18 protein-coding genes are annotated in these 24042 nt (G+C 69.8%); 8 read left to right on the top strand and 10 right to left on the bottom strand.

Features of this window, described 5'->3' with window-relative positions; all coding sequences use genetic code 11:
* The first annotated feature begins 114 nt into the window (after positions 1-114).
* The 7 genes from J2853_RS40510 (at position 115) to J2853_RS40480 (ending at position 8365) form a co-directional block, all read left to right on the top strand.
* Positions 115-1047: a LysR family transcriptional regulator gene (locus J2853_RS40510; RefSeq protein ID WP_307566670.1), complete on the top strand. Its 933-nt coding sequence runs from the start codon at positions 115-117 to the stop codon at positions 1045-1047.
* 332 nt (positions 1048-1379) lie between these two features.
* The gene (locus tag J2853_RS40505) at positions 1380-2534 is read left to right on the top strand and encodes a PP2C family protein-serine/threonine phosphatase (protein ID WP_307566668.1); all 1155 of its coding nucleotides are present in this window, start codon (positions 1380-1382) and stop codon (positions 2532-2534) included.
* Positions 2531-4117 carry a sensor histidine kinase gene (locus J2853_RS40500; RefSeq protein ID WP_307566667.1) on the top strand — a complete coding sequence of 529 codons (1587 nt, stop codon included), beginning with the start codon at positions 2531-2533 and terminating at the stop codon, positions 4115-4117. Before J2853_RS40505 ends, J2853_RS40500 begins: the two co-directional genes overlap by 4 nt.
* Positions 4110-4559, top strand: coding sequence for a response regulator (locus J2853_RS40495; RefSeq protein WP_307566666.1), 450 nt, complete (start codon positions 4110-4112; stop codon positions 4557-4559). Before J2853_RS40500 ends, J2853_RS40495 begins: the two co-directional genes overlap by 8 nt.
* A 333-nt stretch (positions 4560-4892) precedes the next feature.
* A complete protein-coding gene (gene sdhC, locus J2853_RS40490) occupies positions 4893-5678 on the top strand; it encodes a succinate dehydrogenase subunit SdhC (protein ID WP_307566664.1) in 786 nt (261 codons plus the stop codon).
* Between the two features lie 9 nt (positions 5679-5687).
* Positions 5688-7601, top strand: a complete 1914-nt coding sequence (locus J2853_RS40485) for a fumarate reductase/succinate dehydrogenase flavoprotein subunit (RefSeq protein ID WP_307566662.1) — start codon at positions 5688-5690, stop codon at positions 7599-7601.
* A gap of 2 nt (positions 7602-7603) precedes the next feature.
* Positions 7604-8365 carry a succinate dehydrogenase/fumarate reductase iron-sulfur subunit gene (locus J2853_RS40480; RefSeq protein WP_307566660.1) on the top strand — a complete coding sequence of 254 codons (762 nt, stop codon included), beginning with the start codon at positions 7604-7606 and terminating at the stop codon, positions 8363-8365.
* A gap of 93 nt (positions 8366-8458) precedes the next feature.
* Here the strand turns inward: J2853_RS40480 and J2853_RS40475 are convergent, their stop codons facing one another.
* The gene (locus J2853_RS40475; protein WP_370879489.1) at positions 8459-8923 is read right to left on the bottom strand and encodes an Lrp/AsnC family transcriptional regulator; all 465 of its coding nucleotides are present in this window, start codon (positions 8921-8923) and stop codon (positions 8459-8461) included.
* Positions 8924-9036: 113 nt separating this feature from the next.
* Here J2853_RS40475 and J2853_RS40470 point away from each other — a divergent pair, with 113 nt between their 5' ends.
* Positions 9037-10146, top strand: coding sequence for a Glu/Leu/Phe/Val dehydrogenase family protein (locus tag J2853_RS40470; RefSeq protein WP_307566656.1), 1110 nt, complete (start codon positions 9037-9039; stop codon positions 10144-10146).
* 30 nt (positions 10147-10176) lie between these two features.
* On the opposite strand, the gene J2853_RS40465 is transcribed toward J2853_RS40470, so the two are convergent.
* From J2853_RS40465 to J2853_RS40425, 9 genes are all read right to left on the bottom strand, one after another.
* A complete protein-coding gene (locus J2853_RS40465) occupies positions 10177-11583 on the bottom strand; it encodes an ICP22 family protein (RefSeq protein WP_307566654.1) in 1407 nt (468 codons plus the stop codon).
* 118 nt (positions 11584-11701) lie between these two features.
* Complete coding sequence (locus J2853_RS40460; protein WP_307566653.1) at positions 11702-13453, bottom strand: hypothetical protein; 1752 nt, start codon at positions 13451-13453, stop codon at positions 11702-11704.
* Between the two features lie 116 nt (positions 13454-13569).
* Positions 13570-13974, bottom strand: a complete 405-nt coding sequence (locus J2853_RS40455; RefSeq protein ID WP_307566651.1) for a (deoxy)nucleoside triphosphate pyrophosphohydrolase — start codon at positions 13972-13974, stop codon at positions 13570-13572.
* Positions 13971-15059 carry a C40 family peptidase gene (locus J2853_RS40450; RefSeq protein ID WP_307566650.1) on the bottom strand — a complete coding sequence of 363 codons (1089 nt, stop codon included), beginning with the start codon at positions 15057-15059 and terminating at the stop codon, positions 13971-13973. The genes J2853_RS40455 and J2853_RS40450 overlap by 4 nt, the downstream gene beginning before the upstream one ends.
* Positions 15060-15072: 13 nt before the next feature.
* Positions 15073-15744 (bottom strand): hypothetical protein, encoded by a 672-nt coding sequence (locus tag J2853_RS40445; RefSeq protein WP_307566648.1) that lies wholly within the window; start codon positions 15742-15744, stop codon positions 15073-15075.
* 2 nt (positions 15745-15746) lie between these two features.
* Positions 15747-18323 (bottom strand): type IV secretion system protein, encoded by a 2577-nt coding sequence (locus J2853_RS40440; RefSeq protein ID WP_307566646.1) that lies wholly within the window; start codon positions 18321-18323, stop codon positions 15747-15749.
* A complete protein-coding gene (locus tag J2853_RS40435) occupies positions 18320-20812 on the bottom strand; it encodes an ATP-binding protein (RefSeq protein WP_307566644.1) in 2493 nt (830 codons plus the stop codon). Before J2853_RS40435 ends, J2853_RS40440 begins: the two co-directional genes overlap by 4 nt.
* 106 nt (positions 20813-20918) lie before the next feature.
* Complete coding sequence (locus J2853_RS40430; protein ID WP_307566642.1) at positions 20919-23648, bottom strand: TcpE family conjugal transfer membrane protein; 2730 nt, start codon at positions 23646-23648, stop codon at positions 20919-20921.
* 48 nt (positions 23649-23696) lie between these two features.
* Complete coding sequence (locus J2853_RS40425) at positions 23697-23972, bottom strand: hypothetical protein (RefSeq protein ID WP_307568979.1); 276 nt, start codon at positions 23970-23972, stop codon at positions 23697-23699.
* Positions 23973-24042 lie beyond the last annotated feature (70 nt).

Here is a 24042-nt window from a genome sequence, read left to right as displayed (position 1 = left end):
GTCCGTGCCGCTTCCGTCCTCGGGCGTCGCCGGGCTGTGCGAGCAATCTCACATTCTCTCCCAGGCCGGGGGCGCCCCGGATCCGCGGCCGAGCGGTCCGTACGCTAGGGGAACGTGCAGCTCCAGCAATTGGCCTACTTCGTGGCGGTCGCCGAGACACGCCATTTCACCCAGGCCGCCGAGCGGATGCGCGTCGCCCAGCCGTCGCTGAGCAAGCAGATCAAGGCCCTGGAGGCCGAACTCGGCGCGCCGCTGTTCAGTCGTGCCCGGGGGAACGTCACCCTCACCCCCGCCGGGGAGGCGCTGCTGCCGCTGGCCCGCCGGATGCTGGCCGACGCCGAGACCGCGCGGAGCGAGGTCGGCGAACTGGCCGGGCTGCGCCGTGGCCGGGTCAGGCTGGGCGCCACCCCCTCGGTCTGCGCGGGGCTGCTGGCCGACGCACTGGCCAGGTTCCACGACGCCTATCCCGGCATCGAGCTGTTCGTGGAGGAGGGCGGCTCCCGCGACCTGGTCCGCACCCTCGCCCGGGGCCAGCTCGACCTGGCGCTGATCATCATGCCGTTGCAGAACGACGACCCCGCGCTGGTCACCGAGGAGATCCTGCGGGAGAACCTGGTCGTCGTCTCCCCCTCCTCACCCCATGTGCGCAAGCCGTACGTGCGGATAGAGGAGCTGCGCGGGCGGCCGATGGTGATGTTCCGCCGGGGCTACGACCTGCGGGAGGCCACGATCAGCGCCTGCCGCCAGGCCGGGTTCGAGCCCAGGTTCGCGGTGGAGGGCGGCGAGATGGACGCCGTGCTGCGCTTCGTGGAGGCCGGGCTGGGGATCGCGCTGGTCCCCTCGATGGTCCTGGACGGCCGTCCGGGCCTGACCGGAATCCCGTTGGCGCCTCCCGGGCTGCGCCGTACCATCGCCATCGCCCACCGCAAGGACGTCGAGCCCACCCGCGCGGCCCAGGCCTTCCGCTCGACCCTGCTCTTCTTCCTCGCCGAGGCCGCCCGCGAAGGAAGCCTCCCCCAGGGACTCGACCTGATCACCACGACGTGATCCGCACGGCTCCCGCCTCACCGCGCCTTCCCCGTGCGTCTCCGCCCGAGGCCGGACGGGCCGTGACCTGGAGCACCGGCCGGAGAGAGCGTCGGCTCACACGGATTCGACGCCGACGCGACCTGGACGCCTCATTTCCGTCACTCCTCCGGGAGGGTTCTCTCCATCGATCGCGACGTCCTCTCCCCGGAACGTCCGGAGCTCGCCGGTCCGTCCGAAGACTCGCAGGCCGCCGCGCGAAATCGAGGGATTGATCAACACCCTGTAAGTGCCGGTGTCACACTATTCTGCGTACCGTTAATAGGTGTCCCCGATCTCACGAAGAGGCGTCCGTGACCGCCCCTGCCAATGACACGCTCACACTGCTCCTCATCGAGGACGACGCGGGCGATGCCTTCCTTGTGGAGGAGTTGCTCGGCGAGGCGGACGACCCACCCAAAATCATCTGGGTACGCAGCCTGGCGGAGAGCCGGGTCCGGCTGACCGAGGACGTGCACTGCGTGCTCGTCGACCTCTCGCTGCCCGACGCGACCGGCCTTGAGGCGCTGGAGCAGGTGCTCTCGATGGCGCCGCACGCCGCCGTGCTCGTGCTGACCGGGCTGAACGACACCCACGTGGGCGCGGCGGCCGTGGCCGCGGGCGCCCAGGATTTCCTGGTCAAGCAGGATGTGGAGGCCCGGCTGCTGGCGCGGGCGATCCGCTACTCCATCGAGCGCAAGCGCGCCGACCTGGCCCAGCGCAGGCTGGTCGAGGCGGAGCTGCTGACCAAGGAGAACTCCCGTCTGGAGCGCGGGCTCCTGCCGATCCCGGTGCTGGCCCCCGGATCCCTGGATCACCAGGCCCGCTACCTGCCGGGCCGGCGGCGCGCCCTGCTCGCCGGTGACTTCTGGGACACCGTGCAGACCGCCGACGGCGCCGTGCACGTGGTGGTCGGCGACGTCTGCGGGCACGGCCCGGACGAGGCCGCGCTGGGGGTCGCGCTCAGGATCGCCTGGCGGACCCTCGTCCTGTCCGGGCACACCGGAAACGACCTGCTGCGCACCCTCGACTCGGTGCTCCGCCTGGAGCGCAAGTCGGCGGAGATCTTCACCACGCTCTGCATCGCCACCATCGACCCCGCGCTCGACCACGTGCGGATGCACGTGGTCGGTCATCCTCCGCCGCTGCTGATCCGCGACGGCGTGATCGAGGTGGTGCCCGGCACCCCCTCGGGACCGCCCCTGGGGATCTTCCAGGACGTGGAGTGGCTGGAGCTTGAGGTGCCGCTCGGCGGCGAATGGTCGATACTCCTCTACACCGACGGCCTGATCGAGGCCACCGTGGGCGGCGGGCCCGATCTGCTCGGCACCGAGGGCCTGCTCAACCTGGTCCGCGAGCAGGGGGGCATCCAGCTCGACCGTCTCATCGAGCGGGTCATCGAGCTGAACCGCGACGCGCTCAGCGACGACCTGGCGACCGTGCTCATCTCACGGAGCGAGCGACGATGACCGACCTCACCCGTCCGCACCCCCTGCCCACGCCCACCCCCGCGACGGGTTTCGGAAAGCTGCCCCTGGGCCGCTGGTTCCTGTTCTCCGGAGCGGTCGTCGCGCTGGTCTTCACGCTCGCGGCCGCCATCACGATCACCTCGCTCATGAGGACACGCGCGGCCAGGGTCGACGTCGTCGACGTCGTCGACCCCGCGGCGCTGCGGGTCCTGGAGATCTCCAACGCGCTGACCTCGCAGGAGAGCGCGGTGCGGGCGTACGGCAGGACCAACGAGGAGACGGCTCTCCAGGACTACAGGAGGGCGATCGCCGTGGAGGTCTCCGCGCTGGCCGTGCTCGGCGAGCTGATGCCCCGGATGCCGGAGAAGTCCGTCGTGGGCGCCGAGGTGGCCCGGCTGAAGGCGGCGGGCGACGCCTGGCGGCGCGACTACGCGGAGCAGGTCATCGCCTCCGTGCCGACCATGAAGACCGAGGCCTCCAACCGGCAGAACGCGCCGGTCAACGCCGCACGGTTCAACGAGGTCCGCCATTCGCTCGCGGTGCTCCAGGCCCACATGAACCGGCTGCACACGATGGGCAGTGCCCGGCTCGAACGGGGCTGGCAGGCTCTCTACGTCGCGCTCGGCGGGGTGGCGGCGGCGCTGCTCCTGGCCGGGATCGCCGCCGTGTTCATCGTGCGCCACACCGTGCTCCGCCCGCTGGCCGAGCTGAACGGGCAGGTTCGCGCGGTCGCCCAGGGAGACTTCGACCACAAGCTCAAGGTCGAGCATCCGGCCGAGCTCGCCGAGCTCTCCGGCCACGTGGACGCGATGCGCCGCCGCATCCTCAGCGAGTGGCGCCGGGCGTCCGAGACACAGGCCAAGCTGGAGGAACAGGCGACGGAGCTGCGTCGCTCCAACGGCGAGCTGGAGCAGTTCGCCTACGTGGCCAGCCACGACCTGCAGGAACCGCTGCGCAAGGTGGCCAGCTTCACGCAGATGCTGGAGCAGCGCTACGGGGACCAGCTCGACGACCGGGCCAAGCAGTACATCGCCTTCTCCGTCGACGGCGCCAAGCGCATGCAGCTCCTGATCAACGACCTGCTCGACTTCTCACGGGTCGGCAGGATCGGCGGCGAGCAGACCAGGATCGACGCCAACGTGCCGCTGAAGGCCGCGCTGAACAACCTCGGCGCGCCGATCGAGGACACGGGCGCGACGGTGACCTCCGACGATCTGCCCGTGGTGCACGGCAACCGGGCGCAGCTCACCCAGCTCTTCCAGAACCTCATCGGCAACGCGATCAAGTTCCGTTCCCAGGAGCCACCGAAGATCCACATCGGGGTACGGCGCGACGGCGCCATGTGGGAGTTCTCCTGCACGGACAACGGGATAGGCATCGAGAGCAAGTACACCGACCGGATCTTCCTGATCTTCCAGCGCCTGCACGGACGTGACGCGTACGCGGGAACCGGCATCGGTTTGGCACTGTGTAAGAAAATCGTCGAGTACCACGGTGGCCGCATCTGGGTGGACGATGATGAACCCGGCAAGGCCGGAACGACTTTCCGCTGGACGCTTCCTCCTGGAGAAACCGATGAATGACCTGCGCTGGATCGATGTACTCCTGGTCGAGGACGACCCGGGCGACGTCCTGCTGACGCGGGAGGCATTCGAGCTCAACAAGGTCAGGAACAAGCTTCACGTGGTCAACGACGGCGAACAGGCCATGGCCTTTCTCCGCAAGGAGGGCGCCTACGCCGACGCGCCCCGGCCTGACCTGATCCTGCTGGACCTCAACCTGCCCCGTAAGGACGGCAGGGAGGTGCTCCAGGACATCAAGGCGGACGAGAAGCTCCGCGGGATCCCGGTTGTCGTGCTGACGACGTCGGAGTCCGAAGAAGACATCCTGCGCAGTTACAATTTGTATGCTAATGCGTACGTCTCCAAGCCGGTGGACTTCGAGCAGTTCATCAGCGTGGTCCGGCGGATCGACGACTTCTTCGTGACAGTGGTCAAGCTGCCCAATTCCGGCCAGCACTACTGACCGGTGAGCATCCCCGACCCGGCGAGCACGGGGTCGGCAGGTCCGCTGACCTGGCGGTCGAGGAACTCCTCGACGATGTCCATACTGTGAGACACTGACAACTGCACAGCTGCTTCGTGGTCAACGTGACAGGAATCACACCGGAGTAGTGAAAATGTGAGTGACCTTGCTCACCTAATACCCGGGCTGCGTCGTAACGTATCCCCACCAATATGCGCGCGCACGTGTGAGCCGGCGCGACGATGGCCTAGCGCGCGGCACAAATGAGCGGCACAACTGAAACGACCCGGACCTCTTTGGCGAGCGAGGTCCGCGGGAGGTGGAGAGGTCTTGATGACCCAGACAACGGCCGACAGCCCGGCCAGACGACAGCGCGCACAGATCAAGGAGCGCACGTTAAGAACTGATCCGTGGTGGCGCTATCCACTGATCACCTTCATCATCTTCATGGCATTCCTCGTCTACGCCACGTGGGCGATCTTCGATACAAGCTACTTCACGGCCCCGTACCACGCGCCGTTCGCATCGCCCTGTCTTGCGACGAGCTGCCCGGAAGGGGCACGGATCTTCGGTTTCGCGCCCTTCGGCGACTGGTACACGCTACCCCCGGGGCTGCTGATCCTCGGCCTTCCCGCCGGGTTCCGGTTCACCTGCTACTACTACCGCAAGGCCTACTACCGGGGCTTCTGGCTGTCCCCGCCGGCGTGCGCGGTGAACGAGCCCCACAAGAAGTACACCGGTGAGTCGCGCTTCCCGCTGATCCTGCAGAACGTCCACCGCTACTTCTTCTACGCGGCGATCGTCGTCGGCCTCATCCTCGCCTACGACGCGGTGAAGGCCCTGATCGAGAAGCCCGACGGCCTGGGCACCTGGATCCTGATCGTCAACGCGATCCTCATCAACCTGTACACGCTGTCGTGCCACTCCTGCCGCCACATCACGGCCGGACGCCTGAACCACTTCTCCAAGCACCCCGTCCGGTACAGGGCCTGGAACGTGGTCTCCAAGCTCAACGCCAAGCACCAGGAGCTCGCGCTGGTCTCCATGTTCTCCGTCATGGGCGCCGACCTCTACGTCCGCCTGGTCGCCAAGGGCATCATCGCCTTCCCGTTCGCATAAGGATCACCAGTGGAAATCGAGCGTCACGAATACGACGTCGTCGTCATCGGCGCCGGTGGTGCCGGCCTGCGGGCGGCCATCGAGGCCCGCCAGCAGGGCAAGCGAACGGCGATCGTCTGCAAGTCGCTGTTCGGCAAGGCGCACACGGTCATGGCCGAGGGCGGCGCCGCCGCCGCCATGGGCAACGTCAACAGCAAAGACAACTGGATGGTGCACTTCCGCGACACCATGCGCGGAGGCAAGTTCCTCAACAACTGGCGGATGGCCGAGCTGCACGCCAAGGAGGCCCCGGACCGGGTCTGGGAGCTGGAGTCCTGGGGCGCGCTGTTCGACCGCACCAAGGACGGCAAGATCAGCCAGCGTAACTTCGGCGGGCACGAATACCCGCGGCTGGCACACGTCGGCGACCGTACCGGCCTGGAGCTGATCCGTACCCTGCAGCAGCGCGTGGTCGCGCTCCAGCAGGAGGACGAGAAGCTGCACGGCGACCCCGAGGCGTACATCAAGGTCTTCCAGGAATGTACGGTCACCCGCCTGCTGAAGGACATGAACCCGGCGCACGGCCCGAACGGCGCGATCTCCGGCGCCTTCGGCTACTGGCGTGAGAACGGCAAGCTCATCCTGTTCGACGCCCCCGCGATCGTGCTGGCCACCGGCGGCATCGGCAAGTCCTACGTGGTCACGTCCAACTCGTGGGAGTACACCGGGGACGGTCACGCGCTGGCGCTGCTGGCTGGGGCGAACCTGATCAACATGGAGTTCATCCAGTTCCATCCCACCGGGATGGTCTGGCCCCCCTCGGTCCGCGGCATCCTCGTCACCGAGTCCGTCCGCGGCGACGGCGGGGTGCTGAGAAACTCCGAGGGCAAGCGCTTCATGTTCGACTACATCCCCGAGGTGTTCAAGGCCCAGTACGCCACCACCGAGGAGGAGGGCGACCGCTGGTACACCGACCAGGCCAACAACCGCCGTCCTCCGGAGCTGCTCCCTCGCGACGAGGTGGCGCGAGCCATCAACTCCGAGGTGAAGGCGGGTCGCGGATCACCCCAGGGCGGCGTCTACCTCGACGTCTCCACCCGGCTCCCCTCCGCGGAGATCATCAGGCGACTGCCGTCGATGCACCACCAGTTCAAGGAGCTGGCCGACGTCGACATCACCAAGGAGGCCATGCAGGTCGGCCCGACCTGCCACTACGTCATGGGTGGCGTCGAGGTCGACGCCGACACCGCGGCGGCGGCCGTCCCCGGCCTGTTCGCGGCCGGCGAGGTCTCCGGCGGCATGCACGGCTCCAACCGGCTCGGCGGCAACTCGCTGTCCGACCTCCTGGTGTTCGGCCGCCGCGCGGGCGCCGGCGCCGCCTCGTACGTGAACGGGCTCGAAGGCCGTCCGAAGGTCTCCGAGGAGGCGGTGAGCGACGCGAAGGCGGAGGCGCTGGCCCCCCTGCAGCGTGCCGGCGAGAACCCCTATGAGGTCCACCACGAGCTGCAGCGCACGATGAACGAGCTGGTGGGCATCATCCGCAAGGAGGAAGAGGTCTCCGAGGCGCTGGAGTCGGTGGAGAAGCTCAAGGAGCGGGCCCAGGGCGTCGGCGCGGCCGGCAGCCGGATCTACAACCCCGGCTGGCACCTCGCGCTCGACCTGCGCAACATGCTCCTCGTCTCCGAGTGCGTGGCCAAGGCGGCTCTGCTCCGTCAGGAGAGCCGCGGCGGTCACACCCGTGACGACTTCCCGGGCATGTCGCCCGAGTGGCGAACCAAGATCCTGCTCTGCGCGCTCACCCCGGACGGCTCGGAGGTGACCGTCGAGGAGAAGGTTCAGCCCCCGATGCGCGATGACCTGATCAAGCTGTTCGACCGCGACGAGCTGAAGAAGTACATCACCGAGAAAGAGCTGGCCGCCTTCGACGCGCTGGCCAAGGAGTAACCATGAGTTACAAGGCGAAGTTCCGCGTGTGGCGGGGCGAGGGCGGCGAAGGCAAGCTCGAAGACTTCACCGTCGAGGTGAACGAGGGTGAGGTCGTCCTCGACATCATCCACAGGCTCCAGGCCACCCAGGCCCCCGACCTCGCGGTCCGCTGGAACTGCAAGGCGGGCAAGTGCGGCTCCTGTTCCATGGAGATCAACGGCAGGCCCAAGCTCGGTTGCATGACCCGGATGTCCACCTTCACGGAGGACGAGACGGTCACGGTGACGCCCATGCGGACGTTCCCGGTGATCAAGGACCTGGTCACGGATGTGTCGTTCAACTACAAGAAGGCGCGGGAGATCCCGTCCTTCACCCCTCCGGCGGAGGTGAAGCCGGGCGAGTTCCGCATGGAGCAGATCGACGTCGAGCGGTCCCAGGAGTTCCGCAAGTGCATCGAGTGCTTCATGTGCAACAACGTCTGCCACGTCATCCGTGACCACGAGGAGAACAAGACCAACTTCGCCGGTCCGCGTTTCCTCATGCGGATCGCCGAGCTGGACATGCACCCCTACGACGTGGCCGACCGCAAGGACTCCGCGCAGGAGGAGCACGGCCTCGGCTACTGCAACATCACCAAGTGCTGCACCGAGGTCTGCCCCGAGCACATCAAGATCACCGACAACGCGCTGATCCCCATGAAGGAGCGCGTCGTCGACCGCAGGTACGACCCACTGGTCTGGCTGGGCAACAAGATCTTCAAGCGTTCCGGCTCGAACAGCTGACATCTCCGGCAGCGCCGGTCGCGGAGGTTCGCGACCGGCGCTGCCGCGTTTTCCGCCGGCGTCGAAGGCCCGCGTCGCGGCGGGGAACGGGACCTACGAGGGATCGGGGAGGCGGGCGGGGGCGGTGTTGCCGACCTGCTGGAAGATCATCGATGTGCGGAATCCGGTGACCTCCCGGCGCTTGCTGAGCCGGTCGGTGAGAAAGGCGTGCAGGCTGTCGAGGTCTTGGACGGCGACGTGGAGGACGAAGTCGTCACCGCCGGAGAGCACAAAGACGCTGAGGACGTCGGGAAGCCCTCCGGCGAAGTCCTTGAAGGCGTCGATGACGCTGCGGCTGAGCGGGCGGACCTGAACCGACACCAGGGCCTGGACCCGGCGGTTGAGTGCTGCGGGGTCGATGTCCGCGTGGTAGCCACGGATGACGCCCCGGCGGGTGAGCGCGCGGACGCGTTCCAGGCAGGTGGAGGGGGCCACGCCGAGCTTGCGGGCGAGCTCACGGTTGGACTGCCGCGCATCCGTTTGGAGAAGCCGCACAATCTCCGAATCAAGTTCATCCACGACCGGCATATTACTGCTTTTTTCAACCAATCGTTCGGTAGAAGCCCTATGAGCACGGCAAACGTCCGGCGGGTTCGGTTATCTTCGGCTGAATCCGCAAGAAAGGCATGCTCATGCTGGACCACGAACAGATCCTCATCCGGCGGGGCCCGCGCTCCGGCCTGCCGGTCATCCTCGCTCTTCACTCCACGGCACTGGGCCCGGCCGCGGGCGGGCTCCGGCTCTGGAGATACCCCGATTGGCGCGACGGCCTTGCCGACGCTCTTCGCCTGTCAGCCGCGATGACACTCAAGTTCGCGGCGGCCGGGCTGGCCGGTGGCGGCGGAAAGACCGTCGTGGCCCTGCCGCAAGGCACGCGGCTGGATCCGGCCCGGCGCCGCGACGTCCTGTACGACGTCGCCGACGTGATCGACTCGATGGGCGGGGTGTACGCGGTCGGCCCGGACGTGGGGACCGCTCCTGCCGACATGGCGGTGATCGGGGAGGTCACCCCACATGTGTTCTGCAAACCGGAGGACCTGGGCGGAAGCGGCGACTCGTCCCCGCACACCGCGCGGGGGACGCTCGCCGCGCTGCGTGCCGTCGGCCGACGCCTGTACGGCGACGGTGACCTCGAAGGCCGTCGCATGGCTCTGATCGGCCTGGGCCACGTGGGGGAACACCTCGCCCGCCTGCTGGCCGCCGAGGGAGTCGAGCTGACCGTCACCGACATCGACACCGCCAAGAGGGAGCTCGCCGAGGAACTCGGCGCGGCCTGGCGGAGCCCCGAAGAGATCGTCTCCGCGGACGTCGACATTCTGATCCCCGCCGCCCTCGGCGGCGTGCTCACCACGCGGGCCGTACGGGATCTGCGCTGCCGTGCCGTGGCCGGACCGGCGAACAACCAGCTCGACACCCCCGAGGTCTCCGAGCTGTTGCACCAGCGGGGCATCGTCTGGATCCCGGACTACATCGCGAGCGCGGGCGGTGTCATCAACGCGATGACCACCGAACTGCACGGCCTCGGCGTCGACCAGGCCCTCGCCCGGGTCAACGCCATCGAGGGCACCGTCGCCGACCTCCTGAAGACCGCGGATGATCTCGGTGTCACCCCCGCTCAGGCAGGACTCGAGATGGCGCGACGCCGTATCCGCGCGGCCATGCCCGAAACCCTCCCGCGTCCTCACCGAGGGGGAGCGCCTTCCCCGGCCGGGGCGGCGGACGGGCCGGCACCGTTCATCTGATCGGAGACCCCGGCCGATCGTCGGACAGGGTTACTTGGAACGGCGGAACAGACCGCGCTTCTTCTTGTCCACGTCCTGGCCGGGAAGCGGGTAGACCGCCGTGCCGGTGGGGTCGGCGGGAGGCTTCGGACCCGCGAACGGCTCCTGGCCGGGGCCGTCCTGACCCGTCGGCCCCTGCGGGGAACGGTCTCCCTGAGGCGCGGCGTCGAACGCGGAGGGCTCGCCGGATCTCTGCGAGGGCCGGCCGCCCTGAGGCTCCGAACCGGGCAGATCATCAGGGAGGCGATCGGAGGGCCGTTCGTCACCGGGCCACACCGGCTCCGGTGCCCCGGGGAACTCTCCGGGCTCGTGGGGGAACGGTGCTCCCTGGATCTCACGCGGCTCCCGCAGGAAACGATCTCCCTGGAGGCCGGGGCCGCCGTACGGCGGAACGCCCTGGTCAGGCGAGGCGGACGGCGGGGCGTCGTGGCCCTCCGGGCCGCGGGCCGTCTGCTCGTGACCCGGTGCCGGCATGTGGGCCGTCTGCTGGCCGTACTGCTGGTACTGCTCGGGTACCTGCCCGTACTGCTGCTGGTACTGCTCCGGGGTCTGGGCGTACGACTGGTCGTACTGCTCCGGCGAGTAGCCCTCGGGGTAGACGGGGGCGTACATCTGCATCGGAACGAAGCTGATGATCGGAGCGTAGGCCGTACCGCCCTGGTAGGCCCCGTGCGGGTAGCCCGGTGCTGATCCGTAGCCGGGACCCGCGGGATATCCCATGGGATCGCGGGACAGCCCTCGGGGACCGGCCCGGCGGATGGCGGCGGCGTGGGTCAAACGGCGCAGCCTGCCCTCGAAGATCAGTACGGCGAACAGCACCATCAGGACCAGGATCAGCGCCGGGATGCCGAGTTGGCGACTCAGCCCGGCGCCGTCGAACTCGGAGCCCGCGTTGCGGATCTCATAGAGCTCGGAGGTCGGCGGTGCGGTCTCCACCGCCGCCGTGGGGGTGTCGCTCGGCGGCGGCGTGACGGCGGGGATGGTCGGTTCCTCGGAAGAAGGAGGGAACTCGACCTCCGGCTCCTCGCTCGGCGGCGGCGTGTTGGCCGGAGGCGGGACGACGGGCGCCGCCGTGGGCGGCGGCTCGACCGGAAGGTTCGTCGCCGGCGGGGCCGTGGTCGCGGGAGGCGTCGTCCCCGGGACCGTGATCGTGGTGGTCACGGTCTTCTGCGGCACCGGGGAGGTGGCGGGGGGTTCCTCCGGGAGGGTGGTCGTGACGGTGACGACCGGGGTGGGCTCCTCATCACACGGACCCGCCGGATCGGCGTCGCATCCCGGGATCGACGAGGGAATCGGCGACGGCTCCGCCGCGACCATCCTGACGGCCGCGTCCGCCCGAAGGGGACCGACGAGCGGAGCGACTGCGAGCAGTACTGCTCCGCTCAGTCCCAGGGACATGACAACGGCGGTGACAGCTGCCGTACGCCGTGCTCGCGTCACCGGTGCCCTCCGAGAAATCCCCATACAAACATGCCAAGGAGATACTAGTTGGGCAAAAGTAACAGCAAAGCGCCTTTTACAAAACGGGTCGCGCTGCGCGGCGACGCCTTATCTTCATCTGCAGCCAGAGCAGCCCCAGCAGTGCCGCCATCGCGATCCCCACCGCCGGAAGGCCCCGCATCCCTGTGAGCAGCGAACTCGACTGGGCGGCCGGCGTGATGTCCGTGTTCGGACCGTCCACGTCCCGGGGAAGCGGCGCTCCCTGGAGCTGCGCGTCGGCCGTGGTTCCCAGCGGCTGCGACATGACCGACGCCGGTGACGGCATCGCCGGCGGCAGTTGCATGGCGGAGCCGTTCATCGGGTTGGGCGCCATTCCCTGCCCGGCCGGCGGCATCGGTCCCATCGGTCCCATCAGCCCCGCCGGGGGCGCCATCTGCGGTCCGACCATCTGCGGCACGATCATCTGTGGTGGAGCCATCTGCGGCCCGGCCATCGGAGGCATCGGCATCTGGGGCATGGGCATCTGGGGCATCTGCGGCATGGGCATCTGCCGCCCGGCCGCCGGGCCCTTGACCCCTCCACCCGTCATCCCCGGCTTGCGGAGCATGGGAGGGTGCCCCTTGGCTCCTCCCGAGCCGCCCTGCCCCGCACCGCCGGGCAGGCCCGCCTTCGGGTCCGGCGCGGCGCCCGGCGCCATGCTTCCGAAGTCCGCCGAGACCGGAGGCTTCGGCGCGAGTTGCCCGGCTCCCGGCGCCGCCTCGGGGCGCGGAAGGACTCCCGGCCCCCCTTCGGGACGCGGGGCCGTTCCCTGAGGTGCGGGGGGCCCAAGCACCGGCGCGCTCTCGCCCGCCTGGGGGCCGCCCTGAGCGGCCTCCGCCCGCGGGTCCGATGGCACGGTCTGCGCCCGCGGGCCCACCGGGACTCCCGCGGTCTCGTCCGCCGGCGTGCCCAACGGCGCGACCGCCTCCGCCGGAGCCGAAGGCGTCCGGCTCTCGGCCGCCGGCGCCCCGGCCTCCACCGGAGCGTTCGCCGGCGGGAACGACCTGTCGAGGACCTCCACGATGGCGGCCAGGGCCGCCTTCTCCGCGTCCGCGGCGCTCGTATCGTCCGCGACACCCGCACCGCCCTCGGCACCCGTGCCGTCCGCGGCGCTCGTGCCGTCCGCGGTGACGAGTCCTTCGGTGGAGCTCTCGGGCGCCTTGAGGATGTCGGCCGTCTCGGCCTCGGAGAGCTCAGGCATCTTGGGCGCCGTCTCGCGCATCCCGAAGGCTCCCAAGCCGTTCGGGGCGTCGAAGACCCCCGGGAGCCTGGGAACCACGCCGGGCCCGGGGTTGAGCATGTCGGAGCGGGCCTCTTCCCCGGCCTGCTCACCTGCCTCCGTCTCGGGGACGGCGGCCTGGCTCCGGACCGTGCTCTCCGCTTTCCTGGTCACCATCTCGCCGCCGGGCGCCCGCATCCGGGTCACGGCGGTCAGCGTGACGTCTTGCGTGTTCTCCGGCATGTCGAGCAGTACGTCCACGGACTTGCCCTGGCCGACGTCACCCACCCTGCACACCTGCAGGCCTTCCGGGAGAGGCACCCGGCTGCCTGTCGCGTCGGGGCACTCGATGCCCCTGAGCGCGCCGGCGGGCGTCGTGACGACCGCCAGCCGCGCGTCGGTCCCCGGCCCCTCCACGCGCACCCGGAACCGGACCATGTCGCCGGAGGGCTGCCATCGCGCCCCCGCGCTGGAGCCGGTCGTCAGGTCGAGAGGAAACGAGCCGGATCCCGGCGGTCCGTCGGCGTATACCGCCGACGGGCCGCCCAGGAGGAGCACCCCCGTTCCCACCGCTGATATGAACCGGGCACCTCGCCACCATTCGGTCACTGCACTTCTCCGATCCCCCGATACGGACATGCAACATCGACACTTACAGTAATCGATGTGTGGCGCAGAGTTTCCCCTCAATGCTCGTTGAGGTACTCCTGAAAGGCCCGCACGATCGGAAGGTCTGCCGGCAACCACGGCACGTCATAGAACTCGTCAACGCTGAGCCAACGCAGAGCCAGGTGCTCCCTGGCCTCCGGCTCCCCCTCCGCGATCTCCGCCAGCCAGACCCTGAGAACGTGACCGCCCGCCAGCGACCAGTCGCCGCCGATCTGCTCGCCGATCTTGACCAGGACCCCGAGCTCCTCCTGGCACTCCCGGACCAGCGCCGTGTGATCGTCTTCTCCCGGGTCGACCTTCCCGCCGGGGAACTCCCACCCGCCGGCCAGCTCGGGCGGCTCCGCACGCTGGGCGGCGAGCAGCCTCCCGGCGGCGTCGACGATCGCGGCCCCCACAACGATCTTGGGATCCGATGGTGTCAACCTTGCTCCTTCAGTTTGAGCTGGGCGAGGACCTGAGGATTCTGCAGCGGCCGGGTGAACCCCATGATGCCGGTCCGTTCCCTGTAGGACGTGACCTTGATCGGCCCGCACAGGGTGCACCTGGCCTCGACCATCTTGCCGGGTGAGACCACCATGCCCACGTGCCCGGGATTGTTGGGGCCCGTACCCGGACCGGAGTTGAAAAAGACCAGGTCCCCGGCCTGTTCCTGCCCCGCTGGAACGTCCACCCCGAACGGCCACTGACCGAATGTGGTGCGGGGAATGGTCAGGCCGACGCTCCGGTAGGCCATGTAGATGATCCCCGAGCAATCGTAGCCCGCAGGCCCCGTGCCACCCCAGATATAGGGTTTGCCACGCTGGGCCAGTGCGTATTGCATGATCCCGGCGACCGTGCCGCTCGGCGCCGCCTCCAGGAGGGTGCCGTCACAGACCCCCTGCGCCTGCGGCGGAACGCTGACCTCGCCGTCCTTGGCGTACTTCCCGGCGATCTCCATGACCTGGTCCACGTACCACCAGGCCCGGTTGTAGACGAACAGCGAGCGCCGCACATCCTCCGGCGCGCCGTTCCGCTTGAGCATCTTCGCCGCGCCTAGAATGGCGTCCGCCGGGTTGTACACATCGGCCCAGCCGTCTCCGTCGCCGTCGGAGGCGTAACCGTTGAACTGGGACGGAATTTTAATCTTCGCCTTGCCGCCCCACGTGCTGATCAGAAACTGCATCGGACCGGCGGCCCCGGCGTAGTTGGTGCCGCTCTGCACGCCGGGCAGCGTGGAGCGGCCGTGGTTGGTCTCGCGCTTGCCGACCCCGGCGAGCACGTTCCACTGCACGCCGACCTTCTCGCCGTGCTCACGGTAAAGCTTCAGATACTCCTCGGGGATGTCGGACGCCGCCGTCTCGGACTCGTCGCCCGAAGCCTGGGCGTTCTCCTCGCAGTCGGCCGCCTGCTGCCCGGTGAGGGACGGGAAGCCGCTCATCATCAACATCGGCGCCATGACCAGTGTGACCAGGCAGAGCAGCGCCACGGCGAAGATGAGCGCGAGGCGGACCTTCTTGTTGTCCGTCATACGGTTCCGCCGTTCATTCCGTTCCGCCGGTCTCCACGGGCTGGTCGTCTCCCTCCTGGCCGGAGTCCGCCGGCTGTAGGTCGTGGACCCGCCAGTCGGTGCCGACCTCGATGAGTGTGACGGCGTACTCCTCGACCCGTTCCTTCACCCCGCTCTTGGCCGTGACGTTCTGGGTGCCGACGACCACGAAGACCACCGAGGCGCTGTTCACCTGCCGGATCGACTTCACCCGCGCCGCCCCGACCGAGACGACCTGGTCGGCCTTGTTCGCCTCGACGATGCCCGGTGAGGTGACCGTGCGCAGCAGCACGTCGGCGAACTCGGCCGTGGTGTATCCCTCCAGCCGGCTGCCGTAGGCCGCCGGGTCCTCGTCGTAGCTGAACGTGCCGTACTCGGCTGTGAACCGCTGGGCGAAGTCGGCGGCGGCGGCCAGCTCCTGCTTGTTCATCGGCAGGTAGGAGTAGACGTCGAAGGGCGCGTCGCTGGCCGTCGCCGACGGACGCGGCGACTCGGCGCCCACCGGCTCCGGCGATCCGGGCACGGTACGGCTCACGCCCACCGGCTCGGCCGACTCCTGCTGCTCGCCGCCGGAACCCGAGCCCATGGTCAGATAGATCCCGACCGCGGCGAGCATCGCCACCAGCACCGCGAAGACGAGTCCTCGCCGGTTGCCGCCTTCGTTCATCGTCAATCCTTGCTACGTGGGCGGAGCCAGAACGGCGCGGCCGCCTCATCGGCCTCCCTGCCTCGCTCCGACCGTTTGGGCACCCAGAGCGGAGGCGCCTCGGACCTGTCCTGGCGCCCCGCCCCGTCGTTTCTCGAAGAGCCACCGGAGCCGCCGCCGAACACGCTGCTGCCGGACCGCGAGGAACCGCCGGACCGCGAAGAGCCTCCGGACCTCGAAGAACCACCGGAGCCGCCGGAACCGCCGCCGAACACGCTGCCACCGGACCGCGAGGAACCCGAGCCGCCTCCGAAGATGCTGCCGCCGGACCGAGAGGGGTTCCGGGAGCCGCCGTTCTGCGATCCCGAGCCGGAGCCGCCTCGCGACGAACCGGACTCCGAACGACGCGAACCGCCGCCTCCGAAGATGCTCCCGCCCGACCGGCCGCCTCCAGAGGAGGGCGCGGAGGACCTGCCGCCCAGGGAAGGCGCGGAGGACCCGCCGCCCGAGGGCGCCGAGGATCTCCCGCCGCCGGAGGAGGGGATGGAGGACCTGCCGCCCGAGGAGGGAGCCGCGGAGGATCCGCCGCCCGACCCCGAACCGCCCTGGGGAGCCCAGCCGCCGGAGCGACCGCTGAACCAGCCGCCCCCGCCGCGTGCGGGAGAACCTCCGGACCTGGTCGGAGTCGTGCTGCCCGCCTTACCCGCACCGGAGAGGTTGAGCGGCGGCGCCGCGCCCGGACGCGCCGCGGTCACCGGACGGCCCGTGTTCTTGCGCCGGCCGCCCGCCTGCGCGTCGGTGTCCAGCGGCGCCGGTTGCGCGCCGGCCGGGACGCGGGCGCCCGAGGGGGTGCCCGTCGCCGAGCCGCCGCCCTCCTCGCCGCGTACCTTGCCCTGCGCGACCGTCGCGGCCGCCGTGGCGACGGAGGCGCCGCCGGCGATCGCCGCCGCCTGCAGCACGGGCTCCGCCTTCCGCATGCCCCAGCGGCCCGCCCTGGCCGCCGCGACCGGTGGCAGCGCGCCCGCCGCCCTCTGCAGGGTCGGAGCGCTGGCCGCCTCGCCCAGCATCCGGGTGGTGAGCGTGTGCCCGTCCATGGACGAGAACAGGTGCTGGAACGGCCGCCGGTAGAAGAACACCGCGATCGTCAGCAGCGCCATGAACATGACCTGCATGCCCCATGGCATCGCCATGGAGATGATCAACGCGTATCCGTAGATCAGCACGCCCAGGACGAGGGCGAGCACCGCCTGCCTGAGCAGGGTGCCGATCACCATCTCCACCCAGCGCATGGCGATGATGCGGCCGGACCCCGGATGGACGCCGATCAGCAGGAAGACCGGCGCGAGTATCAGTAACAGCAGGAATCCGACCTTGAGCGCCAGCAGCGAGATCGCCACCAGGAAGATCAGCAACCCGGCGATCAGCGCTGCCATCAGCGCGCCGATCGCGACCCCCAGCCGGTTCGTCCAGTCCTTGCCCTGGAAGAGGAAGAAGATCGGGGTGTTCTGCAGCTTGTCCGCGACCTCCGTTGTGTACCGCGCCTGGTGGGCACTGGTGCCGATGGTCTCGGTGGCCTGCTGCTCGGTCGCGTCGAGCGCCTGGATGTCCAGCAGCCTGGGCGCCATCGTCTTCACCACGGGGGCGTTAGGGTCGGCCGTGCCGAACTCGCCCATCAGCCACGGCTTGCAGACCAGGATGGACCAGAGCGCGTCGGCGTTCTGGTCGACGCCGGGAACGCCCTGCTGCCCGTATCCGCCGGCCTTGGCCTGGGGGTTGGCATCGTCCTTGCCCGGTATGCACGTCGCCCCGCCGGCACCGGGCAGCCCGGAGAAGGCGGAGTTGACGACCTCTCCGGTCGCGTCGGTCACGGTCTTGCCGAGCCCGGTGAAGTCACCGGGGCGGCTGAAGAACCAGACCGCCACGGTCACCGCGAGGACCATCCAGATGACGCCCTCGGCGGTCGTGGTCGCACGCTTGCGGATCAGGCCGTACCAGGCCAGCCAGATGGCCCCGAGGATCACGATCGGCCGCAGGTAGGGCCAGTACAGCGCGTCGGACAGGCGGGTCACGATGTCGTCGACGACGTTTTTGATCGAGTCCAGCGGGCCCTCGGTGGCCGCGGCCTGGTAGGTGGTGATGGTCAGCCGGTCCAGGGCCTTGGCCCAGGAGAAGACGGTGTTGGCCATGGCGTTGCCCATCACCGCGGCGACGTCGTCACAGCCGAGCAGGTGGGTGTGCCAGAACTGGCCGCTCATGCCGTACCTGGCGTAGTTGCCCTGCGCGGCGGGGTCGGGCGCCGCCGGGGCGGCGGCCGGGGCACCCGCTGCGGGCGCGTCCGGAGGCGGCGGCTGGAGCAGTCCGTCCACGCCTCCGCCGACGATCTCGGGAGCCAGGTCCGGCGAGAGGTCGCAGGGCGCGGCGGCGACGGCGGTGGACGTCTCCGCCGGGAACACCAGCGGCAGCGCGAGAAAGGCGGACAGGACCACCAGCCCGATGGCGATCCGCCTGCCCAGCCGCCTCCTGCGGGAGCCCTTCTTCTCCTTGCCGGAGCCTTTCGGCCCTGCGCCCGAACTCTTCAGCCCTTTGCGGGAGCCCATCATGACCGCACCTCCAGCGCCGCAGCCCCCGGCCTACTGACTCTGTCGCCCCCGAGCAGATCATGCACGTTCTCATCGGGTTTGTCGTGGGTCGGATTCGTATCGAGCCAGCGCAGCAGGTCATCGGAGATCAGGTCCACCCCGATCCGGCCCGCGCGGCCGTCCAGATCCCGGAAGACGCACTCGCCGTTGCCCAGCGAGCGCAGCACCGCCTTGTGCTCCTCGGAGGGTTCGACCCCGAGCAACGCCATCACGTGCTCCACCTCGACCCGCTCGGTGGACCGGAACGCGAACACCGAGGAAAGGCAGTTCGTCACCTGCTCGCTCAGCAGGTCGCCGGCGTTCTGCGAGACCAGGACCAGCGCGGTGTTGCGGGAACGGCCCATCCGGCTCACCTCGGGCACCAGCTTGGCGCCCTCGGGGGTGGAGGTGATCGCCCACGCCTCGTCCAGGAAGATCGCCTTGGGGGTCCGCCGGTCCAGGCCGTTCATCAGGCCCCGCGCGAACTGCGCGACCAGATAGAGCAGCGCCACCGACAGCCGCTGCTCGTAGGAGTAGTCGTCACGTCCGGTGGAGGCGTCGGGGAGGGTCAGGCCCCCGAGGGTGAAGACCGTGGTCCAGCCCTCGGTGTCGATCTGGTCGCCGCCGGAGGGGTCGAAGCAGAGCCGGGCGAGGTGCATCTCCGACATCGAGCGGAGCACGGCGCCCAGGTTCTTCGAGGCGGCGTCCTCGGTGTGCTCCAGGAAGTCGACGACCTTGCCCAGGGAGGGATCCTCGGCGTTCGAGACCGCCGCGACCGCCTGGATCATGGCCGACTCGCGCTCCTCCGACATGCGCGGCAGCAGCAGGCGCAGGGTCTCGGTGGCCATCGTCTTCTTGGCCGCGAGGTCGTCGCCGAACGAGAACGGGTCGAGCAGGCCCGGCGCGGCCGAACCGAGAGGAATGATCCGCGCCTTCCTGCCCCGGCTCTGCAGCAACTGCACCAGGGAGTCGGCGTCGCCCTTGGGGTCGATGACCGCGATCGTCACACCGCGCAGCGCCATCTGATAGATCATCAGCAGCGCCAGCGTGGTCTTGCCTCCGCCCGGCTCACCGGTGATCGCGATGGCCGTCGGCCGGTTACGCGTGGCCGCCACCAGCGGGTCGAAGTGCACGATGCTCCGGGCACGGCCCAGGCTCTCCCCGATGTACGGTCCCATCCAGCCGGCGTTGCTCTCGTCGACCCGGTCGCCCAGGTCCACGGTGGCGGTCGCCATGCCGCCCGCGATGGTGCGCAGCGGCTGCCGCTGGGCGTAGGCGTTGACGCGGACCTTCTCGCCCGGCAGGGTCTCGCAGAACAGCGAGAACTGGTCGCCCGTGGAGCTGACGATATCGATGCCCATGTCGCGGTAGTGCTCCACGACCGCCTCGACCCGCTGCACGCAGATCTCCTCGGTCGGGGCGGACACGATCAGCCGGTGCCAGCCGTACACGAAGGGCAGGCGCTCCTTGGTGATGCCGTGTTCCAGCATCCTGGCCGCGTCGATCTGCTCGGCCAGCGCCAGCGGCGCCTCCGCTCCCGCCTCCCGGATGTGGATGTCCATGTCACGGGCGTGGGCGAGCTTGCGCGCCACGTCCTTGCTGGCCTTCACCGGCGGGATCAGCCGCATCCTTGAGCTGACCTCCACGGGGAAGGGCATCTGGTCGGCGAAGTGCATCCACGGCTCGCCGTCGGGGAACGGCATGAGGTCGGGGAACCGGGCGAAGGACAGGTGCGCGACGTAGGAGTCGCCGTATGTCTGCTCGATCCGCAGCAGCGACCTGCCGTTGTGGATCTGCCCCTCGACCAGGGACTCGATCTCGCCCCTGCCCCACCGCCGCTTGGGACTGGCCGAGGCCGGCGGGTCACCCAGGGAACCGGTCGCGGCGTGCTGGAACAGCCAGGCGATCTCGGCCGAGGTGGCGTGCCTGGCGTACAGGGCGCTGGACGACAACGCCCTGCCGAGCCGCTCCGCCTGCTCGGTCCACCGGGCGATCTCGGCCGTCGGGACGTGGTCGTCCTCGATGCCCAGGGCCTTCTCGCTGCGCTGGTAGAAGCCCAGGAGCTGGGAGAGCACCCCCTCGCCCAGTTGCCGCCCGCGGGCGCCGAGCCGTACGCCGAGATAGACCTCCTTGCTCCAGAAGTCCTTGGCCCAGACGTGCCGGTACATCTCCTCCAGGTAGTCGCGCCAGCCGGCGCCCTCGTCGGAGGTGGCGTTCAGCGCCATCGCCCACTCGGCCGCAGGATAGGTGCGGTGCGCCACACGCAGGTGAACCTCCGCGTCCGGCATCCTGATCGTGGCCAGCGCGATCGTGATGTTGGTGGCCAGCGCCTCCCGCTCCTCGGGCGTGACGAACTCATAGCTCACCGTGGGCAGCCGGAAGTAGGCCCACACCGACGATTCGGTAAGCAGGATCCGGTCGTCGAAGTATCGGACGGCGAGGCGATTGCTCGCCCGCGACGCACGGCTCACCCGGCCTCCTCGGTCGACCGTACGGCCAGACCTTCGCGCCTGCCGGTTCGCTCACTCACCTGAATCTCGTCACGCCCGTCCACCACATCTCCTCGTGCCCGGGGGATCACTGAGCCAATTCCTCCTCGCTGGGTCGAGCCACCTGCACCGCTCCGAAACCCGCCACCACGACCCCGGCCAGGGCGAGATACGCCCGGCGGCCCGGTGTCCGCAGATGGGACGGCTCCACCCTGTTGGATCTGCCGGGGGCCAGCTCGTCCTCCCAGGGCACCCGTACGATCGCCCGGCACCTGCCCCGCGCGACCGCCTCCGCCTGTTCCACGTCGCCCATGCTTCGACGACTCACCCCGTTGACGACCATGATCGCCCGTTGCCGGAGGTCCGCGCAGCCGTGTCCGTCAAGCCATTCGTAGGTCATGGCCACCGCGTCCGGCCCGTCCTCGCTGGCCGGAACGACCAGGACGAGCTGGTCGGCGTAGGGGAGCACCCGCGCGGCCAGTGCCGCCGCCGGGTCGACGACCATCAGCTTGTAGTGCCGGTCCAGCATGTCCATGGTCTGGCCGAGCCGCCGGTCGGAGAAGAGCGAGCGGTCGGAGAGCCGCTGCTCGGCACCGGCGTCGGCGTCTCCGGCGAGGACTTCGAGACCGGAGGCGCAACGGCTGGTGTAGGCGCGCATGCCCAGATAGCCGTGGACGTTGTCCAGTCCGGACAGCAGGGAGCTCAGGGTCTCGGGGGACTCGACCTGGATCCGGCCGGACAGGGCGTGGGCGCCGATGTTGGCGTCGACCGCGAGCACCCGGTCCTCGCGGTACCGGGCGAAGGTGTGGGCGAGCATGAGCGCGGTCGTGGTCTGCCCCGCACCGCCGGTGCAGCCCAGCACGACCACCCGCCGGCTGCCGCTGAACACCGCCCTGGCGCGCGCCTCGTCGACCTCCGACCCGTCCGTACGGCCTCCGCCGCCGGGTCCGATGACGACCTGGGCGAGCCTCCGCCACCCGCCGGAGGAGTCGCGGCCGACGACCGACTCCACCCGGCGGACCCTGGTCTCCTCGTGGCCGGGCCTGGGCACCGGCACCGAGGGCGTCACGGGATCGGCCTTGGCCGCGGACGCCGAGGGGACCGCGCGGATCGACATGTTCGCCGGCATCCCCGCGGACCGTTCGGACGGCCACGTCTTCGGCGGCTCGGCGGGCTTGCCCACCGGCTGCCCCTTGCGATGCTGAGCCCACGCGCTCTCGTCCGTCTCCGCGGGAGCACTCCCCTGCTCGGAGGCGCGCAGTCCGATCGGAATGGGCCCGACGAACCTCGGCACGATGGAGGGGGCGGCCGGGGTGGAGGGCCGCTCGACGGGGTCGGGCACGATCGCGGGCCGCTCGGCGGGATCGGGACGCCGGGGAGCCCGCGCCGGAGTCGCGTCCCGGCCCCGGGGTCGCGCCTGGGACTGGCTCTGGGGCTGAGTCGGGGACTGGGGTTGGGTCTGGGCCTTGCCCGGTGCCCGGAGTTGGGCCTGGGCCTGATCCTGGCTCTCCGCCGGGGCGGGGACCTGGGTCTGAGCCGGTGTCTCGGCCGGGTCCGGGGTCAGGGCCGCGGCCGGTGTCTCCACCGGGTCGCGGCTCGAGGTCCTGCTCGGACGCGGGTCGGGGACCTGAGCCTGCTGAGCCGCCGGCACGGCCGGAACGGAAGGCCCGGCGGGCGCGGAAGGCCCGGCGGGTGCAGCGGGTGCAGCGGGCTCGGCGAACGCGGAAGACGCGGCGGGTGCGGCGGGCGCGGAAGGCCCGGCGGACGCGGCCGGTGCAGCGGGCGCGGCAGACGTGGCGTGCGGCGAGGGCCGGTCGGGCACGGACGGAACGCCACGCTCGGCTTCGGCGGAGGCCGCGAGCCGGCGCAGCCGCTTCAACGCCTCGGTGCCGATCGGAGCGACCGGCGCGTCCGAGGCCGTCGAGGCGGCCGGATCCGCCCCACCCGGAGAGAGGGGTTCGGCCGGTGCGGCGGGAGCCTGCCCACCCGTGGAAGCGGGTTCGGCGGGAGTCTGCCCACCCGTGGAAGGGGGTTCGGCGGGAGCCGGATCGGCCGGAGCCTTCAACCGCGCGACGGGAGTCCGTACGGCCGGGGTGAGGGAACCCCTCCCTGCGGGCGCCCCGGGAACGGACGCGGAAGGCGGAACCACCGTCACAGGTGGAGGGGACGCGGGGGTGAGGGGGGACGCGGAGAGGGCGGAGCCGACCGGCACGACCAGCGGGGACCTCTCGGGGGCGACGGCCTGGCCGAGAGCCGGGGCGGTGCCCTTCCGGGGACGGGCCACCGTACCCCAGGCGATGCGTTCGCCGGTGACCGGAGCGGCCGTGGCAGCCGCCGCGGCGGCTGCCACGGCGGGACGAACCTGGCGGGCGGAGGCGACGGCGGCCCACTTGGACTGGGCGTGACGGGCCTTGCGAGAGACCTTGGCCCGAACCGAGGCCGCCTGCTGCGGCGCGGCCTGCCACACCCGGCCGGTCAACGTGATCTCGGAGGGCTCGTGGGCGGGGGCCATCCGGCACCAGGTGCGCGGTTCGCCCACGTAACGCATCTGCGACTGGAGCAGTTCGGTGAGCCGCTTGCTCTCGATGACCGGCCTGGTGGAGAGCCAGGTGACGATGCCCGGCGGCACCAGATACACCACGTGCCAGGGCGCGGCGAAGGGCAGGCCGACCAGGTAGAGCAGCAGCGACCACGGCGCCAGCACACCCACGAACCCACCGATCCAGACAATCGGAAGCGGCATCGGCAGCCGTAGGTCGTACAGCTTGTAGAGCCGCTTCTCGATCCGCCAGATATTGGTATACGTGGGCAGGTCCACGCGCTCCTCCTTTTCCGCCTCTCCTTGTTTGACCGCTTGGAGGCGGTCTCAATCCCCTCGGATGCCCAGCGCGCTCGCGATCGCCTTGGCCGTCACCTCAATGATGTTGGGCACGTAGAAGATCACTCCGATGGCGATCGCCAGAATGATGAACTGCACGAACCTGGTGATCTCACGGGTGAAGAGGAAGAAGAGGGCCACCACCGAGACGATGACCAGGAAGAGCGGGGCGAAGAAGCTGCGGAGGAAGTCGGCGAGGCCCTCGGTGTTCACGCCTGCCGGAGGAGCGGTTGGCTGAGCGAGTTCGAGCACGCCCAGCAGCATGGTTTTCAGAATCACTTGTCGTCCTCCGTACTCATGATCGTGCCCGCCGGACGGTGATGGGAACGTGACA

The sequence above is a fragment of the Streptosporangium lutulentum genome (genome assembly GCF_030811455.1).
GTDB classification, from domain to species: domain Bacteria; phylum Actinomycetota; class Actinomycetes; order Streptosporangiales; family Streptosporangiaceae; genus Streptosporangium; species Streptosporangium lutulentum.
Note: the sequence above shows the minus strand (reverse complement) of the source record. Positions and strands in the feature narration are given on the sequence as shown.